At 47.3% G+C, this 24364-nt stretch carries 21 protein-coding genes; 10 read left to right on the top strand and 11 right to left on the bottom strand.

Features of this window, described 5'->3' with window-relative positions:
• Positions 1-33: 33 nt before the first annotated feature.
• Positions 34-414, bottom strand: a complete 381-nt coding sequence (locus tag AC060N_RS04975; protein WP_479526128.1) for a hypothetical protein — start codon at positions 412-414, stop codon at positions 34-36.
• 1184 nt (positions 415-1598) lie between these two features.
• On the opposite strand from AC060N_RS04975, the gene AC060N_RS04970 reads away from it, so the two are divergent.
• Together AC060N_RS04970 and AC060N_RS04965 are read left to right on the top strand one after the other, a co-directional pair.
• Entirely contained in the window at positions 1599-2318 is a 720-nt protein-coding gene (locus AC060N_RS04970; RefSeq protein WP_479526127.1) for a DUF6261 family protein, read from the top strand.
• A 577-nt stretch (positions 2319-2895) separates the two neighbouring features.
• Positions 2896-3129 (top strand): 4a-hydroxytetrahydrobiopterin dehydratase, encoded by a 234-nt coding sequence (locus tag AC060N_RS04965; RefSeq protein WP_106542255.1) that lies wholly within the window; start codon positions 2896-2898, stop codon positions 3127-3129.
• Here AC060N_RS04965 and AC060N_RS04960 read toward each other — a convergent pair.
• From AC060N_RS04960 to AC060N_RS04945, 4 genes are all read right to left on the bottom strand, one after another.
• A complete protein-coding gene (locus AC060N_RS04960; protein WP_479526126.1) occupies positions 3126-5750 on the bottom strand; it encodes a phosphatidylglycerol lysyltransferase domain-containing protein in 2625 nt (874 codons plus the stop codon). The two genes, AC060N_RS04965 and AC060N_RS04960, sit on opposite strands and share 4 nt — an antisense overlap.
• A 419-nt stretch (positions 5751-6169) precedes the next feature.
• Positions 6170-8272, bottom strand: coding sequence for a copper-translocating P-type ATPase (locus AC060N_RS04955; protein ID WP_479526125.1), 2103 nt, complete (start codon positions 8270-8272; stop codon positions 6170-6172).
• A 157-nt stretch (positions 8273-8429) separates the two neighbouring features.
• Complete coding sequence (locus AC060N_RS04950) at positions 8430-9035, bottom strand: hypothetical protein (protein WP_479526124.1); 606 nt, start codon at positions 9033-9035, stop codon at positions 8430-8432.
• A gap of 54 nt (positions 9036-9089) precedes the next feature.
• Entirely contained in the window at positions 9090-9302 is a 213-nt protein-coding gene (locus AC060N_RS04945) for a hypothetical protein (protein ID WP_106542259.1), read from the bottom strand.
• Between the two features lie 318 nt (positions 9303-9620).
• On the opposite strand from AC060N_RS04945, the gene AC060N_RS04940 reads away from it, so the two are divergent.
• The 4 genes from AC060N_RS04940 to AC060N_RS04925 all read left to right on the top strand — a co-directional run bounded on the left by AC060N_RS04940 (position 9621) and on the right by AC060N_RS04925 (position 12045).
• Entirely contained in the window at positions 9621-9863 is a 243-nt protein-coding gene (locus tag AC060N_RS04940) for a DUF2007-related protein (RefSeq protein ID WP_463230375.1), read from the top strand.
• 6 nt (positions 9864-9869) lie between these two features.
• A complete protein-coding gene (locus AC060N_RS04935) occupies positions 9870-10256 on the top strand; it encodes a diacylglycerol kinase (protein WP_479526123.1) in 387 nt (128 codons plus the stop codon).
• 13 nt (positions 10257-10269) lie between these two features.
• A complete protein-coding gene (locus AC060N_RS04930; protein WP_153638045.1) occupies positions 10270-10653 on the top strand; it encodes a VOC family protein in 384 nt (127 codons plus the stop codon).
• Between the two features lie 138 nt (positions 10654-10791).
• Positions 10792-12045 carry a DUF4153 domain-containing protein gene (locus AC060N_RS04925; protein ID WP_479526122.1) on the top strand — a complete coding sequence of 418 codons (1254 nt, stop codon included), beginning with the start codon at positions 10792-10794 and terminating at the stop codon, positions 12043-12045.
• On the opposite strand, the gene dinB is transcribed toward AC060N_RS04925, so the two are convergent.
• A complete protein-coding gene (gene dinB, locus AC060N_RS04920) occupies positions 12042-13115 on the bottom strand; it encodes a DNA polymerase IV (RefSeq protein WP_479526121.1) in 1074 nt (357 codons plus the stop codon). The two genes, AC060N_RS04925 and dinB, sit on opposite strands and share 4 nt — an antisense overlap.
• A 141-nt stretch (positions 13116-13256) precedes the next feature.
• On the opposite strand from dinB, the gene AC060N_RS04915 reads away from it, so the two are divergent.
• Complete coding sequence (locus AC060N_RS04915) at positions 13257-13958, top strand: XRE family transcriptional regulator (protein WP_479526120.1); 702 nt, start codon at positions 13257-13259, stop codon at positions 13956-13958.
• Between the two features lie 11 nt (positions 13959-13969).
• Here the strand turns inward: AC060N_RS04915 and AC060N_RS04910 are convergent, their stop codons facing one another.
• The 5 genes from AC060N_RS04910 to AC060N_RS04890 all read right to left on the bottom strand — a co-directional run bounded on the left by AC060N_RS04910 (position 13970) and on the right by AC060N_RS04890 (position 19834).
• Positions 13970-15238 carry a DEAD/DEAH box helicase gene (locus tag AC060N_RS04910; RefSeq protein ID WP_479526119.1) on the bottom strand — a complete coding sequence of 423 codons (1269 nt, stop codon included), beginning with the start codon at positions 15236-15238 and terminating at the stop codon, positions 13970-13972.
• A 98-nt stretch (positions 15239-15336) separates the two neighbouring features.
• Positions 15337-16524 carry a class I SAM-dependent rRNA methyltransferase gene (locus AC060N_RS04905; protein ID WP_479526118.1) on the bottom strand — a complete coding sequence of 396 codons (1188 nt, stop codon included), beginning with the start codon at positions 16522-16524 and terminating at the stop codon, positions 15337-15339.
• A gap of 60 nt (positions 16525-16584) precedes the next feature.
• Positions 16585-17193 carry a 3'-5' exonuclease gene (locus AC060N_RS04900; RefSeq protein WP_479526117.1) on the bottom strand — a complete coding sequence of 203 codons (609 nt, stop codon included), beginning with the start codon at positions 17191-17193 and terminating at the stop codon, positions 16585-16587.
• A gap of 14 nt (positions 17194-17207) precedes the next feature.
• On the bottom strand, positions 17208-17840 hold the full coding sequence (locus AC060N_RS04895) for a DUF5063 domain-containing protein (RefSeq protein WP_479526116.1): 633 nt from the start codon (positions 17838-17840) through the stop codon (positions 17208-17210).
• Positions 17841-17926: 86 nt separating this feature from the next.
• Positions 17927-19834 carry a RecQ family ATP-dependent DNA helicase gene (locus tag AC060N_RS04890; protein ID WP_479526115.1) on the bottom strand — a complete coding sequence of 636 codons (1908 nt, stop codon included), beginning with the start codon at positions 19832-19834 and terminating at the stop codon, positions 17927-17929.
• 161 nt (positions 19835-19995) lie between these two features.
• On the opposite strand from AC060N_RS04890, the gene guaB reads away from it, so the two are divergent.
• From guaB to AC060N_RS04875, 3 genes are all read left to right on the top strand, one after another.
• Positions 19996-21474: an IMP dehydrogenase gene (guaB, locus tag AC060N_RS04885; RefSeq protein ID WP_153638036.1), complete on the top strand. Its 1479-nt coding sequence runs from the start codon at positions 19996-19998 to the stop codon at positions 21472-21474.
• Positions 21475-21539: 65 nt separating this feature from the next.
• Positions 21540-23489: a peptidylprolyl isomerase gene (locus AC060N_RS04880; RefSeq protein ID WP_479526114.1), complete on the top strand. Its 1950-nt coding sequence runs from the start codon at positions 21540-21542 to the stop codon at positions 23487-23489.
• The gene (locus AC060N_RS04875) at positions 23486-24337 is read left to right on the top strand and encodes a hypothetical protein (protein WP_479526113.1); all 852 of its coding nucleotides are present in this window, start codon (positions 23486-23488) and stop codon (positions 24335-24337) included. The genes AC060N_RS04880 and AC060N_RS04875 overlap by 4 nt, the downstream gene beginning before the upstream one ends.
• Positions 24338-24364 lie beyond the last annotated feature (27 nt).

The raw sequence follows: 24364 nt of genomic DNA, 5'->3' as shown, positions 1-24364 counted from the left end.
TTTTATCAACAGAGCAATCAATCATAAAACATCCTATTTTATCGGATAGACATTACCCACAATAAAAAATATTATAATTGACAAGATCCCATATGTGAATAAAACAATATTTCCAACCACCTTTTTCAACTTACTCTCATTTTCGTATTTCAGTTTTATCTTATTCCTTCTCCTGAATAAATAAAAGATATTAAATATTAAAACAATAGAAATTGGAATAAGTGAGTACAATATAATACCATTTTTATCTTTTGGAGTATAACCAAAATCAAAAAAATGATGTATTAACAACTCTATTGTCCTAAGGTTAAAAACAATTAGCATCCAAAAAATCATCATAGAACCAAAAGGAGGCATATCTTCTTCAGATTTCCCTATTAATAATTGCCAAAGGCGATAATATAAATATTCCATAAATAATCTAAATTTTTAATTTGTCCAGCAGCGAACTGTACAATCTAATCAATATTAGAAACCAAACTGTCCCGAAGGGCAGAAGCGGGTGGGCAAAAACTAATTTTTTCTTGCACCAACCTTCAATCAATGAGCCAATATAATCATTCTGTTTTTTCAATTTTATAATCAGGTTATCTCTATGTAACTCGGTCACTTATCCTTGCATACAACGTATGTCTATATAACAATTGTATATATATCCCTTATATGTATCTTTCGTGTAATTCATTATAAATCTACTTTTTATCTTGTGAAAATACGTCCAGCGGACTTTTTATTTTTGCAAGAGATTTTGGGCTCACGTGAGTGAAAATTCCGGTCGTATTACCCGGTTCTTGTTTCACGATATTCCGGTCTGTTTCCATTTCGTAGGTCCCTTTGGTTCCTCAAGGTAAAAAAATCTCCCCAGAACTCATTCTCAGGTTCTTTAGTGAGTCCTGTTTTTGGGGCTCCCAAATTTCCGTTCGCATACCAGATCCATACGTTCACATACCAGATCCGACCGTTCATCAAAAAAACCGGGCCTTTCGTCAATAAAATTGGGTAGGCTAAAATTTTCAAATTATATTCAATTCACGGTTTTCGACAGACAGATTTATTAGCAAAAATTTAGTGGGGAATGAGACGAGAGATGGAAAAACCGTCACGGCGTTCATTGACCAAATAAGCTTGTTATACTCACACACTGCTGAACAATTCGCTGTGGCTACCGATGACATGTTAGCACGTTAACTGAGGAATCTGGCTTCAGCCAGGCTATTCGTTTTTGCTAAACGGAGCATCTGGCTCCAGCCAGCCCGTCCGTCCAAATTTTTTGGTGTGCCTGGCGCGAGCCAGCCTGTTCATCAAAATTAATCGGAGTATCTGTCGCCGGCCAGCCTCTTCGTTTAAGATTTTCGGACTATCTGGCGCGGGCCAGGCGGTTCATTTGCGTCACACGATGTAGCTGGCTCCAGCCAGGTTGTTTATCTGAATTAAACGAAGCGTCTGGCCTCAGCCATGGAATTCATTTGAATCACACGGGGCGTCTGGGTAGCGCCATGCAGTTCAACGCGGTTTGGCAGGGTACACCGGAAATTGATAGCTGTTACCGCCATACCAAATGAAGACTAATTAACAAACCACTAATAAAATCAATACTTATGGAAAGACCTGCGTTTTATCAACTCACCCAGGATGATGTTTATACATTTACCGATCGTTTTTTAACATTGCAGAAGAATGCCACTTCAGAAACACTGGATTTATCACTCATTATTAGTTCGCTGGATAGCATCTTTCAACGGTACGAATTAGTTCTCCGCAAGGAGCGGAAGAGTGAATATACCGTTAAGTTAGCTGCAGCCGACGAGGTGCGCGACCGGGCCTACCTGGCGTTGCGCCATTACCTGGTGGCCTGCTCGTATGCCAGTTTGGAGGGGTATGCTGCTGCCGCCGATACCCTACTGAGTATTTTCAAACGGCTGGGCTGGTCGATGCACAGTTTAGGATACCAGAACGAATCGTCGCGGCTGGGGAACCTGATAGCCGAACTGCAGCAGGAGGGAAATGCTGCATTGCTGACCGCAGTTGAAGCAACGGCCTGGTTGGAACGTTTGATGACGGCAGCCGATGCATTTGAGGCAATGTACCAACAGAAACTGACCGCAGAGGCCGCCGATGATACCACTTCGGCGTACCGGTTGCGGAAGGTTCTGCAACAACAAATCGAAATGAACTTGTCGTGGATGGAAGTGCAGCAACAGTTCAACAAATCGGACGAACTGGCCACCCTCATCGAGCAAGTAAACGAGTTAACAGCAAATACCATGATCACCGCCCGGGCCAACAGCACCCGGAAGTCGTCGGTGGAAGAAGAATAATTGTTTTATTGGTTAGCATTTTTGTTACTCATGCTTGTAGTTACATTTTTGGTTTAGTCGCCGGGCAAATGTCCGGCGGCTTTTTTTTTATTCTCCCCTGTAGGTGGTTGGAAACCCTGACATTGGTTTGCTTTGGAGCAGATGCGGGTCGCGAAGGATGTCATCCCTCAGCAGGGATGACATCCTTTTTTGTACGACCTGAAAGGCCAGGTTACTTCAGCCCGGTGGCAACGCCCCGGGAAAACGTGATGCAATATAGAGGAGTGGTCGCGTGACAGTGATGATTGAAAAGGGGATATTGTTTCGACCGCAATGGAGCAGAGCATTTCAAAAAAGATAAATTTCATGTTAACCTGCCCTTACAGGGCGATGCCCATTTCGTGGTACTTTTTACCCCAAGCCTGTCCCGACGAACGTCGGGGGCGGTGCCATTGGGCTGAATTAAACTGTCCCTTCGGGACGGAATATCATGATCTGCCAAAGTCCCGTGAAGGATAATATGATAGTAGAAAACGGGGTACACCGGAACATCAGGAAACAATCCGGCGGCCTGATTCGTTGGACAAATAAAAAGCTTATGAAGTGGGAAGAAAAAAACAATCAACTGGAAAAAGAATTCACCTTCAACAACTTTGTGGAAGCGGTCGATTTCGTCAACCGGGTAAAAGAACCTGCTGAAGCGATGCAGCACCACCCCGATATTTTTATTCACAGCTACAAAAAGGTGAAAATTACGCTGACCACGCACAGCGAAGGTCATGTGACGCTGAAGGACCACGAACTGGCCGGGAAGATCGACGAGCTCGCTTAAGGCTTGATGACTTTCCGCAGTACGCCCGGCAAACTGAACAGGTCGTAATCGTTGTTGTAGATGATGTACTTGTTGACCCAGCGGGGTGAAAATTTATCTTTGAAACTCTTCAGCCCTTTGTAATGGGCAAACGAACGAAGCTTTTCGTACGCAAAGCGGATGGACTTCTCGGGGAAGTTGCGCCCGGCGTCGATACCCGCCATCGGGGCAAAGCCCATGTTCACCGCTTTGAATCCTTCCTTTTTCAGGAAGAAAAACATCTCCACCATCAAAAACTCGATGGTGCCGTTGGGGGCATCTTTCGTTTTCCGGATTAAATCGTAGGTGGCCTCGCCTTCCACATAATCAGGCATGATGTTGGCAAAGGCAATCACCTTTTCCTCCGGACTTTCGATGGTCAGGATGGTTTGCTGCTTCAACTCGTCGAAATCGAAAATGCCCTGCGAGAAAACCATTTCGCCATAACCGCGGTCGTCGAGCCATTCGTTCGATACTGCATGAATTTTCTGCAGTGTCCCGTCCTTTACCGGAGGACGGTGCACTTTGAACGTGTAACCGGCATCACGCAGCTTATTGTTCGAGTTTCGCAACGACTTCTTCTCTTTCCCGTCCGTGTTAAAAGTTTCCATTTCCAGGATGGCCTCCTGACCGAAGTTCAGGGATTTTAGCTCCAGCGATTCATACACCGGCAAACTCTCTTCCGGTATGCGGTAATAAATGCTCTTCATCCCGTTGCCTTTGCAAAATTTTTCGAACTCGAGAATGATAACTGCCATATCCTCATCGTTGGCGCAAACCGGATTTTCAAGCACTACGGCATAATTCCCGGCCACCCGATAGGACACAAATCCTTCGGCACCTTCAGCTATGTAGAGCAGCTTATCGGAATAGGTCTTGAAATAATCGAGCGGCGACCGCCCGTATTTCTGCACCAGTTTTTTCGCTTTCTCCAGCTCCGTTTCATCAATTTCCACCTCAATCACGTAAGGGCGGATGAGTGAGTAGAGCAAAAACGCCATGGAAAGGAAGCCGGAAATATTGATCGAACGCAGAAAAGCTCTTGAATAAGCGCTAGTCGGATGCAAAATGTCGCTGCGGTACAAAAAGAAGTTTTGAATGGTATATTTCACCGACTGGAAGAAACTAAAGTCGATATTGAAGCGGGTTTTATCGAGGAAGTAGAAGCCTACCACGCCGTAAATCATCACCGCCAGCATGGTGAGAAGCGATGCCGCCAGTCCAATTCGCCCCAGCCGGGCGCTGTTCTGCACATAATACTGTCGACGAGTAATAACCAAGGCAATCAGCAGGAAGAGCGAAAGCGTGGCCTCTTCGTAGTCGATGGCTTTGAACAGGTTTCCCAGGATGGATACAACAGTCAATCCCAGAGCCATGTACCAGGCCGTTTTCGAGCCCTTTAGCAGGAAAGCAGAAACCACGAGTAACAGCAATCCCACCGCGAACACCGCGTCGTTGGAGATGTGCATAGCCGACAATGGCAGGAAATTATGCAACATCTGGACCCGGCTGTGAATGGCCGGCGTCAGGGCTGAGATGATGTTGACGATTCCGACCGCAAACGTCAGAAGAACCGGCAGTACTCGCAGTATCAGGTTATTCCTGACAAAGAGAAAACTAAAAGCGCCCGCCAGTAACATTAACCAGAATTCGAAAAAGCGGTAGAGGAACGTGGCCGCAACAGCATCCGTCAGCGAGTAGCCATAGCGGACGAGGATAAAACTCAGCGAAAGCTCGATGGCACCTAATCCACGCAGGAAAGGCGAAGCGATCAGGAACAGAACCGAGATGATGTAGCCCATCACCGCTGCTTCGATAGAAATGGGCAATCCCAGTGCCCACATCGCGATAAGCAGATGAGCAATCCCGATAAATTCGATCACTACCGAGACGATAACGGTGGCCAGAAAGCCTTTCCGGTTAACGGCCACGGCCAATATTTCGTTTATCTGGGCTTCGAATGACGGACTCAGTTTGACAATCCACTGATACAGTTTCCCTCTCCGGACAATGGAGCGGAAAGCCCAGACAAATAACAGAATCAATAAGATGGAACCACCCAGGGCGTACACCTCGTCGGATGAGACGGTGTGTTGAACGGCAGAAATGAGGATGGCCGGAACCGCCACAATCACCACCGACAGAATGCCCACGAACGCGTAGATGGAAGAGGCAAAGTGAATTTGCGATTTGGTCACCTGCTGCTCTTCAATGTCGCGGGTGAAGAATGCCAGCGAAGAGATTCCGCCTGCCGGCAGGAAAACGCTCACGAAATTGCGTTTCAGGAACAAAATCATGGCGCTGCGCAAGGTGATACGCTGGTTCACACTGCGGAAACTGTAAAAGTACATGAGCCCCTGTACGCCGATATAAATAGCTGCCAGAACAACCCCTGCCAGCACCTTCAGCCGGGAGGCGTTTTCCAGCGTTTCGCGGATTTGCACCAGCTCCGACCGTTCGTGCTTCACGAAATAAACGGCGAGACCAATAAACAGAAAAGCCAGAATGGCCTGAAAGATAATACGACGGTTTTCGCGAATGAGGGTGATGGTCATTTGCGGTAATTCGCGCCGCCAGCGAGCATTCTTCAAATTTATCTGCATCAGTGATTGTGATTATACCACCGTAAACAAAGTTAACAAAATGAAGTTTTGCTTTCACGACTTTTTATGAGCAGGTATGTTTTGCTGCGGCCCACGTTCCCGGCCAAACTGACCTTCTTCTCCCAGCTACCGGGCCCTTCTATTCCGGTCCGAACCCTTTCGACCCTCTTACCGAGCTTTTCTAGCTTGGTCCAGACCATTTCTGTCCCGGTCCGGACCATTTCTCCCCAGCTCCCGTGCCTTTTTCCCCAGGTACAGCCCCTTTCTATTCCGGTACGGAGCCTTTTCTCCCCAGTCCTGCCCCCCTCAACCCAGGTACCGACCTTTTCAATCCAGGTACGGCCCCGTTTTGTCGGATGACCGGGCATTTCTACCTGTTACTTCAGCATTTCTGACGGGTGCCCGGGCATTTCTTCCGGTTACCCGCCTGTACCGGCTACCATTTTTCGCTTCAGCAGCTGAGCATTGATGGCTACGATGACGGTACTCAGACTCATGAAGACGGCTCCCACCGCCGGGCTAATCAGGATTCCCGCACCATACAGCACGCCGGCTGCCAGCGGGATGGCCACCACGTTGTAAGCGGTTGCCCAGATGAAGTTCTGAATCATCTTCTTATAGGTCTCTTTACCAAAAAGAATCAACGCCGAAATGTCGAGCGGATTGCTGTTGACCAGGATAATATCGGCGGTTTCGGCAGCGATGTCGGTCCCTGAGCCCACGGCAATCCCTACATCGGCAGTTGCCAGGGCCGGCGCATCGTTGATACCGTCACCCGTCATGGCTACAAACTCGCCGTTTTTCTGATATTCCTTCACTTTTTCCAGCTTCTGATCGGGCAGCACGCCAGCGAAATAATCGTCGAGGCCCAGCTCGTCCGCCACACTTTTGGCTACTTGTTCATTATCACCGGTCATCATGACCAGTTTCAGACCTGCTTTCTTCAGCTGCTTAACCGCCTCGTAGGATTCTTCCCGTATTTCGTCAGCCATGGCAATGAAACCGGCCAGCTCTTCGTCGACCAGTACGAACACAACCGTTTCCTGGTTATTTTTAAACGCCTCGTCCGGCAGTTCAATGTTTTGCTCCTTCACGTAATCCGGGCTTACCACCTTCACGTTCTTCCCGTCGACGGACGCCTGAATTCCTTTTCCCGTTAAGGAATCGAACTCTTTCGCCCCGGGAACATCGACGCCTTCGTCTTTCACCTTCTGCATAATTCCGGCAGCCAACGGGTGTTCCGATTGTGATTCAAGGGCACCGGCCAGCTTCAGCACTTCTTCGTCTGAAAATTTTTCCGCGAAAGCGCCATACCGGGTGACCCCGAAATTCCCTTTGGTGAGCGTACCCGTTTTATCGAATGCCAGCAAGGAAACCTTCCGGGCATTCTCGAAAGCCGTCCGGTTCCGGATGAGCAGTCCGCGCCGGGCCGACACAGCGGTTGAAATAGCGACGACCAGCGGTACTGCCAGTCCCAATGCGTGCGGACAAGTAATCACCATCACGGTGGCCATCCGCTCCAGCGCAAAGACAAACGATTTTCCCAGAGCCAGCCAGGTCGCCAGTGTTCCGAACCCGATGGTCAGTGCAATCAGCGTCAGCCAAAAGGCAATCCGGTCGGCCAGGTGTTGCGTGCGCGACTTCTCGGCCTGCGCATCCCGCACCATGTTGATGACCTTGTTCAAATAGGCATCCTCGCCCACCTGCTTCACCGTCACCTCCAGCGAACCATTTCCGTTAACCGTACCGCCAATCACCTCGTCGCCGGTCGATTTTTTCACCGGTTTCGATTCGCCGGTTACCATCGCTTCGTTCACGTGACTCTCGCCTTTGCTCACTTCGCCGTCCACGGGAATTTTCTCACCCGGACGTACCAGCACCACATCATCTTTATTGAGTTGGTCGACCTTTACATCTTCGGTTTCACCGTTCGACAAACGGTGAGCTTCCGAAGGCATCATCTCGACAAGCATCTGCAACGAGCGGGACGCTCCCACTACGGATTTCATCTCGATCCAGTGGCCCAGCAACATGATATCGATTAACGTAGCCAACTCCCAGAAAAAGGTCTGCCCTTTCACACCAAATGTAGTGGCCGAACTGTATCCCCAGGCAACGGTTACCGCTACCGCGATGAGGGTCATCATGCCCGGCAACTTCTTTTTCAGCTCCGATACGAGTCCTTTCAGGAACGGCCAGCCACCGTAGAAATAGATGAAGGTGGACAGGACAAACAGCAGGTAATTGCTGAAGCCTAGGTTGAGCCGATAGCCCAACAGGTTTTGAATCATGGGCGACAGCACCAGGATAGGGATGGTCACGATAAGCGAAATCCAGAACCTTCGCCTGAAATCGACAATCATGTGCGCGTGGTGCCCCGCATGATCGTGATGAGAATGGTCATGATGCTTGTGCTCCGAATTTTCGTGTTGATGGTGATGTTCCTGGTGTTGATGATGATGTTCTTCATGATGATGTTCACCATGCTGATGATCGGTATGATGTTCGTGTTGATGATCCATAGTTGCTTTTTTAGGTTAACAAAATCGATAACTGAACGAATGCACCGTCCGGAGGAGATTGATGACAACGCAAAAATTTTCGGAACGGGTGAAGCCGATTTACGACTTCACTCATTCCGAATAAGGGCATTTCTATTTAATAATACGCCTCAACTCATTAATTGTTCATCATTCCTCTTCTCATTCTGTTGTTGTACATGTTGCCATTCTGCATGGAATTCATCATCCAACCCTGAAATTCCTTCTGCTGTGAATCGTTCAGAACTGACTCCATCTGCTGCACAGTTTTATAGGCATCTATTCCGATATTAATTCCTGCATCGGTGCAACTTTGCAGCTGTTTACGCACTACTTCGGGTGAAGCATTATTTTGCAGCAATGACTGCAGTTTCAGTTGCCGTTTTTGTCGTAAAGCCTGCATGTCGACCTCTTTTTTCTGATAAGCTGTTTGCAGGTCAATCAGTTTCTCGGTCTGGTCGGAAGTAAGCGCCAATTGTGACTGCATATGAGGCAGCATAGCCACCACGCGTTCGTACCGCCACATGGGCAAAGTTCCGCCCATCATCATCATGTGAGAATAGTTACCATTCATCATGCCCTGGCCCATCATTCCGCCGGACATCATTCCGTAGTTTCCCTGCATCATCATGCCGGATTGGTTATGCATGTTACGCATGCTTCCCTGATTCATGTTTGATTGTGCTTCAGCTGTTAACCCTGTTGCCAGGAGTACAGCGACAATCAGTACCGCAATTTTCTTCATCTTAAATTCTCCTCTAATTTTTTATTTCAACATCTGATTCTTTACATCGGGCCATCACCCGGAAACAGTTTGTGCCGATTTATTTTCGTTGCAATCGGTAATTTCTTTCACCTGGCAGGCTGCGCATCCTTCCGAGCTATCGTTGGGATCCATCGAGCAGGAATGGGCTTCGAATGTTGCTTTCGGATCGAAAAGCATTTTCACTCCCAACGCTAACATCACGATGGCTACCAGTACAATTGATATGAGAAATATTTTGAAAAACATGACTTCTGATTTTTATGATTCAACTTCGGTTACCTGTGTATTGTATACCATTGCTAGTTCCTGTTGTGTAGCTTTTGATCGATTTCCGTTTTCATCGGAACCTCCTTCCCTTTTGATTTCAAAGGTAAAACCAACCCGCAAGCTAGCTGTTACACAATCTGTGATAAGATTTATACATTCTGCAGGTTATCCTGTTTTTTAGATTTTTTAACATGAAATCTTCTTATGAGGCTGTTGGTTGTCTTCAATTTCCTGTTGCTGGAATTGAGTTTTATGAATTAACTGCTAACTTTAGTCATCATCAAAGTATCCATGACCATGAATGATATAAAAGCCGTTGAAGTGTTTGCCGGAACCAGTTGGGAATCCGGTCTGGTGAAAAGCCTGTTGGAAAATGCGGAGATTGAAGTATTTGTTCAGGATGAAATACAGGGGAATTTAGTGCCCTGGTACACGAGTCCCGGAGGAACAAGTTCGATCCGACTGGTGGTTTCCAGCGAAGATGAAGAAAAAGCCCGCGAAGTAGTGAACCAGTACATGACCGATATAGCCCGCCGTTAATTGAAAATGGAAGAATCAAACGATAACTTTTTTGTCCGCAGAAAACGGGCCTTTGGCCATGCCGGGAGAGGATTGCGTCTCCTTGCCGGGAAAGAGGTTCATTTCCGCATACATCTGGTCGCTTTCGTTGTGGTGCTGCTGGCCGGCTGGTGGACAGGACTCTCCCCTGTCGAATGGCTTAGCATTATCATCGTGAGCGGACTGGTGCTTGCGGCCGAAGTCTTTAACAGCGTACTGGAACGACTTTGCGACTTCGTATCGCCGGAGTATCATGCACGAATAAAAGATATCAAAGATATGTCGGCAGCAGCCGTCACCCTGGCAGCGATTGCAGCCTTTGTCACCGGATTGATTATTTTCATTCCCAAACTTATTTTCCCACTTTTTTCATAACCGAAAAGAATAGATGAAGATTGAACACATTGCTATCTGGACGCTCCATCTGGAAGAGATGAAAACGTTCTATGAGACTTATTTCTCGGCGAAAGCCGGAAAACAATACCACAACCCGGCCAAACAGTTTCGATCGTATTTTCTTTCGTTTGATGAAGGTCCGCGAATGGAGCTGATGCACCGGCCGGGAATGAGTCAGAACTCGGGCAGCACCGATCTGACCGGCATCACACACCTGGCCTTTTCGGCAGGCAGCAGGGCAGCTGTTGACCAACTCACTGAAAAGTTACGCCACGAAGGATATGTTGTTGCTGGAGAACCCCGCGTAACCGGAGACGGTTACTACGAAAGCGTCATTCTCGATCCGGATGGAAACCATATTGAAATTACCGAGTAAAACAAAATGCCGGATATAAATGTCTTCTCTTTACATACCATGGTTGACTTGCCATGATGAATGATGTAAATTTACTCTGCGGACACTCCAACCATGCCTGAAACATGAATCTACAACTAACCAGTAAAAAGCTATTTTGTGAAGAGTTCCATTTATAATAATCTGAATAATCCTGAAAAGCTGGAAGAGCTTTACCAGTCAAATCCCAAACGGTTTGAGGCAGCCTTCCGGGAACTATCTCCTTACCTCACCGATAAGCCGGGCTTTGACTTTTGGATGGCCCGACTTGAATACCAGAAAACGGAAACACCCGCCGAAAAGGAACGGTACCGGAATAGTCTTTGGTTACTGGTTCTTTGCAGTGTTTTTGCCATTTTCCTCATCCGTCTCCCCGACATAGCCGGATGGAAGGCCGAGGATTTTTATCCGCCCAATGCGCCGTTCATCGTCTTTGCAGCTATGACCATTTACATTTTCTTCGACCGGAAAAGATGGAGCAAAAGTCGCTTTGGCCAGGTTATCGTTTTGTTGATTGTTCCCGCGATCTACATCAATCTGCTGCCGGGCTATTTTAACAACGACATCAGTAGGTTGATCTATATCCATTCCCCTGTACTTCTTTGGGGCATCTTTGGCTGGGTTTATATCAATTTCAACCGGAGGGATTTGTCGCGTCGCGCTGTTTTCATCCGTGCCAACGGCGATATCATCATACTGACCGGCTTACTCCTGATTGCCGGCGGCATCATGACGGGGTTAACACTGGGCCTCTTCGATGTAATTCATCTCAACATTAAAACATTCTATCTATTCAATATCGTTCCTGCCGGATTGGTTTCCGCACCCGTGGTTAGTTTGTGGGTTATCCGGCACCACCCGACTATCACGAATAAACTCGCCCCGGTCATTGCCCGGATTTTCACACCATTGGTTTTTCTCTCATTGCTCGCCTATCTGGTTGCGCTTCCATGGGCCGGCCCGAATTTATTCAGCGACCGTGAATTTCTGTTGCTCTTCAACCTGATGTTGCTCGCCGTTGCGGCCATCATTGCTTTCTCGATATCGGAAACCAAGCAGAAAGCCAGCCGTTTCAATCTTTACATGTTGTTTGGACTGACCGTTATGGCCGGCATTGCGAACCTGATGGCTTTAGTTGCCATTGTGCACCGCATCAGCGAATACGGGATTACGCCCAACCGCTTTTCGGTTATCGCCATCAATATTCTGCTGTTTGTCCACTTGATATTTATCGGACGGCGATTGGGACAGGTCATTTTTCAGGGCAAAAAAGTCCAGGTTGTGGAAAAAGCGATCACCTCTTATTTGCCGGTCTATCTGCTGTGGGCAGGATTCGTCGTTTTCTTTTTCCCGATTATTTTCGGCGCCTATTAAAACTCCAGCGTAAGCTGAACAGGAATTCCTTCGCCCGGAAGGGTTAAATTCGACATGGTCAAGCCCAAAAGACGAACTCCTTTTTGTGCCGCTTCGTAATACGGCAACAAATCAACGCCTGTGCGGTAGAGCTGTTCCATACCAACAACGTTTCCACTGAAGGTATGGCTCCGGGTAATCTGCTCGAAGTCGGCATATTTCACTTTTAACGTGATGGTTTTTCCCATCGCCTGCTTCTTCTTCACCCGGTTCCAGACAATTTCGGCAATGATTTCCAGTTCGTGTTGCAACTCTTTCGCATCATACAAATCACGGTCAAAGGTCCTCTCGCCGCCGATGGATTTTCGTTCCCGGTTCGGGTTTACCGGACGATTGTCAATACCCCGGGCAATATCGTAGTAATAGCTTCCGGCTTTGCCAAAGGCTCGAATAAGCTCAGTCCGGTCAAGTTTCTTCAGGTCGCGGCCAAAGTGAATACCCATTTCGTGAAACCGGGCGGCTGTTACTTTGCCTACACCGAAAAACTTGTCGATTTCCAGTTTTTCCACAAATGCTTCAGCCTCTTCTGGCGGAATGACGAACAAGCCATCAGGTTTCCGGTAGTCGGAAGCAATCTTTGCCAGGAATTTGTTGCAGGAAACGCCCGCAGAAGCTGTCAGATTCACTTCTTCTTTAATTCGCTGCTTGATTTCACGGGCAATCAACGTCGCCGACGGTTTTCCTTTCTTGTGAAAAGTAACATCCAGAAACGCCTCATCGAGCGAAAGCGGCTCCACAAGGTCGGTGTATTCGTGAAAAATAGATTGGATGTGCTCTGAAACCTGGCGGTAGATATCAAAATGAGGTTTCACGAAAATCAGGTTAGGACATTTTCGGGCCGCCGTTACCGAGGGCATGGCCGACCTGACACCGTACTTCCTCGCTTCGTAACTGGCCGCAGCGACCACTCCGCGCTGCCGGCTTCCACCAACCGCAACAGGTTTACCACGCAGTTCTGGGTTATCGCGCTGCTCCACTGACGCATAGAAAGCGTCCATGTCAATATGGATAATTTTTCTGGCCGGTTCCATCACGGGATTTCGTCTATACAAAGTTAACAGGGAAATTGAATTTTGTATTCCAATTCTTCTGTCTGCTTCTTTAAAACCGTCTATTTTATTGGTATTTCAGGTGGCATACGTTATTTTTGCCGGCCTTGTAATTTTGAGACCATGCACTGTTTAGCCAACAATATACAATACCTCCGTACCCGGAAATTGATGTCGCAACGCCAGCTGGCCAGCCAGGTAAAGCTAAGTGTTTCCACCATTCGCTCCGTCGAAAAAGGAAATTCGTTACCAAGGCTCACTACACTGCAAAAACTGGCTGAAGCTTTTAACTACCCACTGGATGAATTGCTCCGCACCGATTTGAAAAGTCAGGCAGAGTCCATTCCGGAAAATCTGAACGGCTCAAAGATTCGCGTACTGCCAATTATGGTGAACGAGCAGAGTCAACAGGAGAAAGTATCGTTGGTTCCGGTTAAAGCAGTCGCCGGTTATGTGCGCGGGCTTTCGGACACGACGTTTATAGCCGGACTTTCTCATTTCGCCATGCCTTTCCCCGAACTGTCGGCTGAGCGTACGTACCGGGTTTTCCAGATTGAAGGAGAAAGTATGCTTCCGGTGCTACCGGGCTCATACATCATTTGTGAATATTTGCAGGACTGGTCGCTCATTCGTCCGGGAAACCTTTATGTGGTGGTCACCCGCGACGACGGCATTGTTTTCAAAAGGCTTTACCCGGGGAAGGAAAAGCATTTGCTCGAATTCCACTCCGATAATCCGGAATTCGAGCCTTATACCCTGGAGTTGAGTAATATTTTGGAAATCTGGCCAGCCCGTGGCTTTGTCAGTTTTACATTTCCTGAATAACAGACGGTCTGTTAATTCTTTTTACCAGAACTTGGCTTTCCGGGCTTTCGCCCTTTGCCGCCGGAGCGCTGTCCGCCACCTTTTCCACCTTTACGGTATGGCTTTCCACGGCCTTTCCCTTTAAACTCCCTCGGATTGTATTCGGGTGATTCGCCCAATTCTGGAGGAACCGGCACTTTGGTCACTTCCCGTTCAATCAGGTTTTCAATCTTCTTGAAATCGTGCTGATCTTTTTCAGTAATGAAAGTAATGGCAACACCGGAGCGCTGCGCACGTGCCGTCCGGCCAATACGGTGCACATAATCCTCGGCATCGTTGGGCACATCGAAGTTCAGCACCAGGTCGATGCCTTCGATATCGATTCCGCGCGAAAGAATATCGGTAGCCACCAGAATTTGTGTCTTCTTATTCCGGAAGTTGCGCAGTACTTCTTCTCTTTCGCCCTGATCCAAATCGGAACTAATGCCGTCTGTACGAAATTTCATCTTCTTCAGCTCCCGCACAATCTGCGTTACATTTGCCTTCCGGGAAGTAAAAATGATGATGCTCTCGAAATCCTCTTTATCCTTTAACAGGCTGCTGACCAGCTGCAATTTCTGAGGTTCGTAAGCCATATAAGCCACCTGCAGAATATTTTCCGCCGGTTTGGAAATCGCTATGTTGACCTCCTCCGGGTTGCGAAGAATGCTATTGGCCAGTTTACGGATTTTAGGTGGCATGGTAGCCGAGAAAAGCAAGGTTTGTCTTTCTACCGGCAATTCGCGTACGATTCGCATGATATCGTCGAAGAACCCCATGTCGAGCATCCGGTCAGCTTCATCCAGAATGAGGTGACGAACTGTAGAGAAGTCGCCATAACGCAAATTCATGTGTGCCAGCAAACGTCCTGGTGTGGCTACAATAATGTCGGCGCCTTTTCGGAGTGCTACTCTCTGCCGCTCGAAAGCGTTCGCTTCGCCACCGCCGTATACGGCAATCGAAGAAACCGGGCAGAAGTAGGAAAAGCCTTCTATTTGCTGATCGATTTGCAACACCAGCTCCCGGGTCGGGGCAATGATGAGTGTATCGATTCCTTTGCTGCCTTCGCGGGAAACGCGGTTGAGTACCGGCAGCAAGTAAGCTGCTGTTTTCCCAGTTCCTGTTTGGGCACAGGCAATCAGGTCCTTTTCCTGAAAAATAACCGGCATGGCCAATTCCTGCACAGGCGTGCAGTCCTCAAATCCCATGGATTCGAGTCCGTCCATTACTTCCGGTTCAAAATCAAATTCGGTGAATTTCAATGTTATTGGGTTTACTGTTTTTACTTTTTTTAAATGAGTTGGATATCTGTTCCGGACATTTTATTCCGAAACAATTCATTTTCCCGCTAAGCTATAAACTATTCGACATAAAGCACTAATCCCTTCAAATATTCTCCTTCCGGATGATAAATATCGATTGGATGATCAGCCGGTTGCGTCAGTTGATGCAGGATGCGTACCTTCCGTTTCGCGATAGCCGCCCCCGAAAAAACTGCCTGCCGGAACTGGTCCTTGCTTACCGCCTGCGAGCAGGAGAAGGTGAAGACAATTCCACCCGAACGAATCTGCGAAAAAGCCCGTGCATTCAGTTTCTTGTATCCCTGCAAAGCCTGTCTCACCACTCGCTGATGCTTCGCAAAAGCTGGCGGATCGAGTACAATCAGGTCGTACTTGTCTTTGATGTCGCGCATGAAATCAAATGCGTCGGCCGTAAAAGCCTCATGCCGTTTGTCGCCCGGAAAGTTCAGTTCCACATTTCGGTTGGTCAATTCAATGGCTTTCGCCGAAGCGTCTACTGAGTGGACGAGTCGCGCGCCACCGTTCATGGCATAAAACGAGAAACCTCCGGAATAGCAAAACATGTTCAGTACATCACGGTCTTTCGCATAATCGGCTAGCAATTTCCGGTTTTCTCTTTGGTCGACAAAGAATCCGGTTTTTTGCCCGGTTTCCCAGTCCACTTCAAATTTATTGCCGTACTCCATCACTTCCCGGGTGATCGATTCGCCCCACAGGTAACCATCTTCCGGTTCTACATCAGCTTTGTACGGCAATGTTTTGGCACTTTTATCATAAATAGCTGTTACCCGCTCACCCAGAACGTTCCGAATAGCTTCAGCAATCAACGAACGGTTGAGCCACATCCCCACCGAGTGCGCCTGGTAAACCACCGTGCCGTTATAATAATCAACGATGAGCCCAGGTATACCGTCGCCTTCGCCATGAATGAGCCTGAATACATTCGTATCGTCCCGTTCCGTTAATCCGATCTCCTGACGGAGTTTCCACGCCGATGCAATTTTTTCAGTCCAGAAAGCCAAATCAGGAACTTCTTCCTCGAAAGAGAAAACGCGCACCATAATGGAACCAATCTGGTAATGTCCAAATCCAAGAAAACGACGCTCGTGATTGTAAACAGCCACCACATCGCCCTCTTCCACCGGACCTTTTACTTTTTGAATAGCACCTGAAAAAATCCACGGATGAAACCGAAGCAACGATTCATCCTTACCCTTTTTCAGAATGATTTTTGAAAAACCTTGCATTTGCTTTATTGATGGTTAATTAACGATACCGGGAATGAATAAGGTATCGTCCTGTCGGGATCAGATAGCCATCTGACCTTCCATTTCGAGCAGGCGAACATATATTTCATACGAAACCCAGGCATCAGTTGCCGCATAAATTTGCTGTGGCACCGTTAAAACCGGAGCTTCCCAGTTAGTCAAACGCTGTGATTTAGAAATACGGAATCCCAACACAATGCCAGCCAGCTTCTTCAGGCTGAAGTTCTCGATGCCGAAATCCTTGACGTACTCCTGCAACTCGACAAATCCTCCCGGGCGAAAATGGTTGACATTCTTCAAAATCTTGATATCATCACGAATGGCCGCTCCACTTTTTACAATCTTCGGATTAGCCAGAATATCGGCCAGCCTTTCCGGCAAACCGATTTTATTAATCCGGAATAAAAATGCTTTGTCAGAAGTAGAAAGCTGAAGAAGAGCCACCGGATTGGTTTGCCCTTTTTTGAAGGAAGGACGCGTTTCTGTGTCAAAACCGAGGATGAGCTGCTGCTCCAGATAGCCAACCGCTTCGTCCACCTGTTCCAGTGTCTCGACAAGCTGAATCTCTCCCTCGAAATGACTCAAAGGCAATTCGTTCAGTTCATCTTTCGAGATACACTTATGTAAAACAGTTGTTTCTTCCTTCATAATTAAAAATCTTCCTACTCCCCTCTGAAATTCTTGAATTGTTGTTTCAGAATCCAGTCGGGACTATCAATTTGTTCCTCGTCATCTTTCTTTTCAGCCTCTTTCTTCTTTGCATCTTCAGACAGATCCACATCGCCAAAAGTGAGATTGTGCAATGCCCGGAGACCGTTCACCAGTCGCTGGCCCCAGTACTCCGCAAAATTATTACGACACTCCAACAACGCATCGTTCATCACTTCGACGGTGCCAATGCGATAAGAAAGAATGAAATCCTTCAAATCCTGGTAAATGTCCGCCATATTTTCCGCCAGACTTCCTTCAACAGGACCTTCGCTATATTGCATCAACGGATCGAAAACCTCCAGGTAGCCGTCATGTTCGGCAAGCTTCACCTGCAATTTCCGATGCAAATAGTTGTAATCTTCTTCAGCAACAAACTTTTCAGGCTCATCCTCCAGCATTTCCTCTACTTCCGGAAGCAGAGAAGCTTTCAGGTATAACAACGGAAAAATCTTCTGCATTTTATGCACGAAATCTTTCCGGTTCAGATCGTCCATTGTTTCCAGTGTAGCACAATATTCGTTGGCTACCGTCACAAACTCGATTACGTTGACTGAATAGACAATATGTGAAGTTTCTCCTTCCATTAATTGATGACAGATGTTTATGCTAAATCAGGCACAAAGGTAATATAAAAAAGCGAGAGACCTTAGGAGTTTGCCTTAAGCTTCAATCAGGATTCTCTACAATGTAAACGCCCATCGGAACCATTTATTATGCTTCCATTGTCGAGCATCCAGCGTGTTACGCCTAACACCTGTTTCTCCTTCCCGTCCACTTCGCGCACCAATTCCTGAATAGCCAGCGGCTGTTCAAGTAGCAATTCGTTTACCTTCTGGGAAATATGTTCGAACTCTGAGCGGGTTACGCCCGCCTGATGCTCCCGCCGGCAAACATCGCATTCGCCGCATGGTTGCCCATCGGTTTGTCCGAAATAATTGAGCAAAACCACGCTCCGGCACTGCTCTTCCTGCGCCGCATAATGAATGACGGCATCCATCCGGTCGAGGAAGCGTTGTTTGCGAATGGCATAATTCTCCGGACTGATTTTGATGCGTTTTTCTTCAATCCGCTCTTTCGTGAAAATAATCAGCGCACTTTTTCGTCGCGGAATATAGTGAACCACCTTCAATATATTCAGCCGGCTCAGGTATTCCTTCACCACATCGACCGTCGTTTTGGCCCGTTGCGCCAGAACTTGCTCATTTACTACCGTGAATTCACTAAAAACACCGGTATAAGATCGAAGCAGCAACTTGATAAACGCGTCGAACGAAGCATTGGCGACCTGAAACTTGTATAATTCATCTCGGGTTACCCGGAAAAAGATACGCGACGAATGTTCCAGTTCATCGGTAAACTCGATGTAACCTTCGCGCTGCAAAATTTTCAGGCAATGAAAAACTGCCAGTGGCTGGAGATTGAAATTATGCGAAAAGTCAGCCAGGTTAAAATCGAACACGCGTCCTTTTCCCGTCCCAACAGCTACGCTAAAAAAATTTCCCAGCGCCTTGTACACCCGGCGAATCATGTCCATTTCCGGGAAACTGTCGGTCACTTGCTTGTGCAATCGCCGTTTGTCGGTCGCATTAAACAGCAAGACAGCTGCGGCCTTTTTCCCGTCGCGCCCCGCGCGACCAGCTTCCTGAAAGTAAGCCTCCAGCGAATCGGGCAAATCGACGTGAATCACAAAACGGACATCCGGCTTATCGATTCCCATACCGAATGCATTGGTCGCAACAATAACCCGCGACTTTCCGCTCATCCACTCATCCTGCTTTCGGGCGCGAATTTCGGGTGCCAGACCGGCATGGTAAAAATCGGCAGAGACACGCTCTCTTCTCAGCAATTCGGTAATCTCCCGTGTTTTCTTCCGACTACGGACGTAAACCACACCGCTGCCTTTGGCTTTTTTCACCGTTTCTACCAAATAGCCTAGTTTGTCTTCCTTTTGCCGAACCATGTACACCAGGTTTTCACGGTAGAAACTCTTTTGCAGGACATTCTTCTCTTTGAATTTCAGCTTATCCTGAATATCATCGACCACATCGGGAGTAGCCGTCGCCGTCAGCGCCAATATCGGAACTTCCGGAAAATGCTCACGCAAAGAAGCAATATTCAGATAGGAAGGACGAAAATCGTAACCCCATTGCGAGATACAATGCGCTTCGTCCACCGTAATCAGATTCAGGTTCATCCGGTGCAGGTAATTCTGAAACGAGGAACTGACTAGCCGTTCGGGCGAAACATACAGAAACTTATAATCGCCGTAAACCGCATTCTTCAGGGTTACATCAATCTCCATCGACGTCATTCCCGAGTAAACGGCCAATGCTTTGATACGGCGCTTTTTCAGATTCTCCACCTGGTCCTTCATGAGCGCAATCAATGGCGTTACCACCAGGCACAAGCCTTCGTTTGCCATCGAGAAAACCTGGAACGTAATAGACTTTCCTCCTCCGGTAGGCATCAAGCCCAAACTATCTTTCCCCGAGGCAACCGATTGGATGATCTCCTCCTGCAACGGACGAAAATCGTCGTAGCCCCAGTATTTCTTTAATATTTCGTGAAAATCGCTCATATGATCAGTTGCACAAATTTAGGAAATACCCTCATCAAAAACAGAGCAATTCATTTTCTTTCATATCACTGTTGATTTCTGGTCTAAACCTACATATCGGATGAAGTACATTTCACACATTTTTCTTATTTTAGCCCATCATTCACCTAAAAGCTTTACCCATGTCGTTTCTGTCCGATAAAGTTGTTCATGAAGGCCTCACCTTTGATGATGTGCTGCTCGTACCTGCCTACTCAGAAGTGCTCCCCAGAGACGTGGATATCTCTTCCAATTTTACCCGGAATATCCGGCTAAATACGCCCATTGTTTCGGCGGCCATGGACACCGTGACGGATTCGAAACTGGCTATCGCGATTGCCCGCGAAGGAGGCATCGGAGTGATTCACAAAAATATGAGCATCGAAGCGCAGGCAAAGCAGGTGACGATTGTGAAACGGGCAGAAAACGGGATGATTTACGATCCGATTACCATCTCGAAAGAGAAGAAAGTGGGTGATGCTCTTTCGATCATGGAAACATTCAAGATTGGAGGAATTCCCGTGGTAGATGCTGCCGGTTTACTGGTGGGAATTGTGACCAACCGCGACCTCCGGTTTGAGCGCGATTTACAGCGCCCCATAGCGGAAGTGATGACAGTCGAAAATCTGATTACCACCGATGTATCGACTAACCTGGAAAAGGCTGCCGATATTTTGCAACAATACAAAATCGAAAAACTGCCCGTTGTCGATAAGCACAACAAACTCATTGGACTTGTCACCTACAAGGACATTACCAAAGCGAAAGATAAGCCGCGGGCTTGTAAAGATGAGAAGGGCCGCTTGCGCGTAGCCGCTGCTGTTGGTGTAGCACGCGATACCATCGAACGGATCGACGCGCTTGTGGAAGCGCAGGTAGATGCCATTGTAATTGACACTGCACATGGTCATTCACGTGGCGTGTTGGAAATGCTGAAAAAGGCCAAAAATAAATATCCCGAAAAGGAATTCGTAGTTGGAAATATTGGAACAGCCGAAGCCGCATCAGAGCTTGTTTTCGCAGGTGCGGATGCCGTTAAAGTGGGTATCGGGCCAGGTTCCATTTGTACCACCCGCATCGTGGCCGGCGTGGGTATTCCCCAGCTTTCTGCTATTTACAGTGTGGCCAAAGCCATTAAAAACAGTGGCGTTCCGATTATTGCCGACGGCGGACTACGCTATTCCGGCGATATCGTGAAAGCACTGGCTGCCGGTGCGCACAGTGTGATGGCCGGTTCTTTATTTGCCGGTGTGGAAGAGTCGCCCGGCGAAACCATCATTTACCAGGGACGGAAATTTAAATCCTACCGGGGAATGGGCTCCATCGAAGCCATGCAGGAAGGCTCTAAAGACCGCTATTTCCAGGATGTTGAAGATGACATAAAAAAACTGGTTCCGGAAGGCATTGTTGCCCGGGTTCCATACAAAGGCACATTGTACGAGGTACTTTTTCAGATGGTTGGTGGCCTGCGGGCCGGAATGGGATACTGCGGAGCACATAACATTCACAAGTTGCACGAAGCAAAATTCACCCGAATCACCAATGCAGGCGTTACCGAAAGTCATCCGCATGATGTTTCCATCACCCGCGAAGCACCTAATTATTCACGGGATAACAATTAATGTCTTTTCCGACAACACAAAAAACGACATACTTTTTCATTTTTAGCTAAATAGCCCTTAAGTTCATGTTCAAATCCATTTGCAGTGTACTGCTCCTTCTCCTGCTAACGTTAACCGGAATTCAGGCTAACGCCAAAGAGAAACAGGTCATCATGACCATCGGCGGAGATAAAATTTACAGCGATGAATTTCTCCGGATGTACCGGAAAAATAATTTGAGTCTGCCGGATTCCCTCCAGAAAACGCCACAAGAATATTTACAGCTTTTCATCGATTTTAAACTAAAAGTTCGGGCAGCGGAAGCGCTCGGAATGGATACGCTCAGTTCCTTCAAAAGCGAACTGGCCCGTTACCGGGAAGAATCGGCCGCTCCTTACCTTACCGATTCCACCATCGATGAACAGTTGGTACGGACAATGTACCACCGGATGACGACCGAGGTAAAAGCTTCGCATATCCTGATACGGATTCCGCGCAATGCCTCCCCCGCCGATACACTGAAAGCATGGAATCAGATCAACGATTTGCGTCAACGAGCCGTGAATGGAGACGATTTTGCCAAGTTAGCCCTCAACTATTCACAAGATCCATCGGCCAGAAACAACAAAGGTGAGTTGGGTTATTTCAGTGGCTTCATGATGGTATATCCATTCGAAAAAGCAGCCTATGAAACCCCGGTGGGACAAATCTCTCCTATCATTCGTACCCGTTTTGGTTATCACCTTATAAAAGTAGAAGACAAACGACCATCACCAGGCGAAATGCACGCGGCTCACATCATGTTTTTTGTCCGTCCGGGAACCAGCCCGGAAGCGGAGGCGCAAATCCATGCGAAAGCCGATAGTGTTTACCGAATGCTGCAAAACGGCGCCGATTTTGCTCAACTGGCAAAAAAATACTCCGACGATAAAAAGAGTGGTGCAAATGGTGGCGTACTGCCCTGGTTCCGTTCCGGACGAATGATTCCCGAAATTGCGGAAACAGCCTTTGCTCTGAAGAAAGATGGCGACTACTCGAAACCCGTTCGCTCGCCATATGGCTGGCACATTGTTAAAAGATTAGCGGTCAAACCGGTCCCCACCTTCGATGAATTACGCCCGAAGATTGTAGCAAACCTGAAAAAATCTCCGGAAAGGAATCAGGAAGCCAAAGCAGCTTTCATCAGTAAATTGAAATCGGAATACACGCTCAACGAAAATCAGACTACACAGGAATGGCTTTCTTCGCTAAAAGGAAGTACCAAAGACTCACTTCAGGCGAAAGCCGAATCGACGACAAACAAACCAATGTTCAGCATCAACAAAAAACCTTTTAGCCGAGCTGAATTCATCGATTTCATCCAACAAAAAGAGCACAGCCACAAGCCACTGACGAAAGAACAAATCGATAGTTATTACGACCATTTTAAAGACCAAAGTTTTCTGAAGTACGAAGATTCGCAGCTTGAAAAGAAATACCCGGATTTCCGGTTATTGGTAAAAGAGTACCACGATGGCCTTCTGCTATTCGATATTACCGACCAAAAAGTCTGGCAGAAAGCAGCAAAGGACACAACAGGACTGAAGGAATTTTATGCAAATCATCGTGAAAATTACCGAACGGAAAGGTATTTCGGCGGGACTGTTTATCTTTGTCCCTCGCATAAAATTGCGACTGAGGTTGATAAAATGGTAGAAGCGGGCAAAGACAGTACAATCATCATCCAAAAACATAAAAACCTTGAAGGATTTTCTCACCGAACGGGAAAATTTAGAGAGGGAGACAACCCCGCTGTCGATTTTTACATCTTCAATGATAAGGACACAATAACAGAGGCACAAGCCGGATTAGCTGTATTGCAGGGCAAAGCGCACCCAAAGGGGTATGAACCGCTAAAAGACGTGAGGGGAACCTGCCTGGCAGACTACCAGGATTACCTTGAAAAACAATGGGTAAAACAGCTGCGGCAGAAATATCCGGTGAAAGTGAAACAGCAGGCAATAAACAGAATTTTGAAGCACACGGCAGAAAAATGAGGAACATATTTTTAGCACTGGCAGGCATAGTGATTCTTTTTACAGCCTGTCAGAAAGGAAACAAGGGAAACGGAAAAAATGCGATTGCGAAAGTTGGTGATAAATACCTTTACCGGGAAGATTTAGCCAGTGCCCTGCCGAAAGATATCAACAGCACAGACAGTACCCGGCTGGCGAGCGACTACATTCAACGATGGATTCATCAGGAATTGATTCTGCAAAAGGCGGAAGAAAACCTGACCCCGGAACAGAAAAATGTGGAACACGAACTGCAGGAATACCGTGCTTCGCTGTTAATCCATAAATACCAGGAAGAATGGGTTCGCCAACGACTCGACACCGTGGTAACAGAAAAAGACATTCGGGATTTTTACGACCATAACCCTGAGAAATTCAACCTCAACCAGGATCTGATTCAGGGAATTTACATGGAAGTTCCCAAGGAAGTAGACCATTCCAGAGAAATAAAAAAGTGGATGTTGTCCAATAAATCGGAAGACATCTCGGCCTTGGAAGTGTTTAGTTTTCAATATGCTACTAAATACGACAACTTCTCCGACAAGTGGATGGAATTCAGCCGCATCGAGTCGCGGTTACCGATGGAAATTATGAATACGGACCGCTTTTTACGACGGAATAATTTCATTGAAACCACCGATTCGGTCAGTGCTTATTACGTTGCTATTAAAGATTTTCGCGTAAAAGGGGAAAAAGCTCCGTTCAACTTTGTGAAGGATCGGATAGAAAACTTAATTTTGAACAGCCGAAAAATGGAGCTAATAAAGGAGCTAGAGAAAAAAATTTACGAAAAAGGGGAAGAAGACAATCTTTTCACCATCATGAAATGAACATGATTCCCGGAAGCACTTATTAAA

The sequence above is a fragment of the Prolixibacter sp. DSM 2831 genome (assembly GCF_056493735.1).
Note: the sequence above shows the minus strand (reverse complement) of the source record. Positions and strands in the feature narration are given on the sequence as shown.

Coding starts and splice junctions, on each gene's coding strand:
- AC060N_RS04975 (WP_479526128.1), bottom strand. CDS start 414: ATGGAATATTTATATTATCGCCTTTGGCAATTATTAATAGGGAAATCT.
- AC060N_RS04970 (WP_479526127.1), top strand. CDS start 1,599: ATGGAAAGACCTGCGTTTTATCAACTCACCCAGGATGATGTTTATACA.
- AC060N_RS04965 (WP_106542255.1), top strand. CDS start 2,896: ATGAAGTGGGAAGAAAAAAACAATCAACTGGAAAAAGAATTCACCTTC.
- AC060N_RS04960 (WP_479526126.1), bottom strand. CDS start 5,750: ATGCAGATAAATTTGAAGAATGCTCGCTGGCGGCGCGAATTACCGCAA.
- AC060N_RS04955 (WP_479526125.1), bottom strand. CDS start 8,272: ATGGATCATCAACACGAACATCATACCGATCATCAGCATGGTGAACAT.
- AC060N_RS04950 (WP_479526124.1), bottom strand. CDS start 9,035: ATGAAGAAAATTGCGGTACTGATTGTCGCTGTACTCCTGGCAACAGGG.
- AC060N_RS04945 (WP_106542259.1), bottom strand. CDS start 9,302: ATGTTTTTCAAAATATTTCTCATATCAATTGTACTGGTAGCCATCGTG.
- AC060N_RS04940 (WP_463230375.1), top strand. CDS start 9,621: ATGAATGATATAAAAGCCGTTGAAGTGTTTGCCGGAACCAGTTGGGAA.
- AC060N_RS04935 (WP_479526123.1), top strand. CDS start 9,870: ATGGAAGAATCAAACGATAACTTTTTTGTCCGCAGAAAACGGGCCTTT.
- AC060N_RS04930 (WP_153638045.1), top strand. CDS start 10,270: ATGAAGATTGAACACATTGCTATCTGGACGCTCCATCTGGAAGAGATG.
- dinB (WP_479526121.1), bottom strand. CDS start 13,115: ATGGAACCGGCCAGAAAAATTATCCATATTGACATGGACGCTTTCTAT.
- AC060N_RS04915 (WP_479526120.1), top strand. CDS start 13,257: ATGCACTGTTTAGCCAACAATATACAATACCTCCGTACCCGGAAATTG.
- AC060N_RS04905 (WP_479526118.1), bottom strand. CDS start 16,524: ATGCAAGGTTTTTCAAAAATCATTCTGAAAAAGGGTAAGGATGAATCG.
- AC060N_RS04900 (WP_479526117.1), bottom strand. CDS start 17,193: ATGAAGGAAGAAACAACTGTTTTACATAAGTGTATCTCGAAAGATGAA.
- AC060N_RS04895 (WP_479526116.1), bottom strand. CDS start 17,840: ATGGAAGGAGAAACTTCACATATTGTCTATTCAGTCAACGTAATCGAG.
- AC060N_RS04890 (WP_479526115.1), bottom strand. CDS start 19,834: ATGAGCGATTTTCACGAAATATTAAAGAAATACTGGGGCTACGACGAT.
- guaB (WP_153638036.1), top strand. CDS start 19,996: ATGTCGTTTCTGTCCGATAAAGTTGTTCATGAAGGCCTCACCTTTGAT.
- AC060N_RS04880 (WP_479526114.1), top strand. CDS start 21,540: ATGTTCAAATCCATTTGCAGTGTACTGCTCCTTCTCCTGCTAACGTTA.
- AC060N_RS04875 (WP_479526113.1), top strand. CDS start 23,486: ATGAGGAACATATTTTTAGCACTGGCAGGCATAGTGATTCTTTTTACA.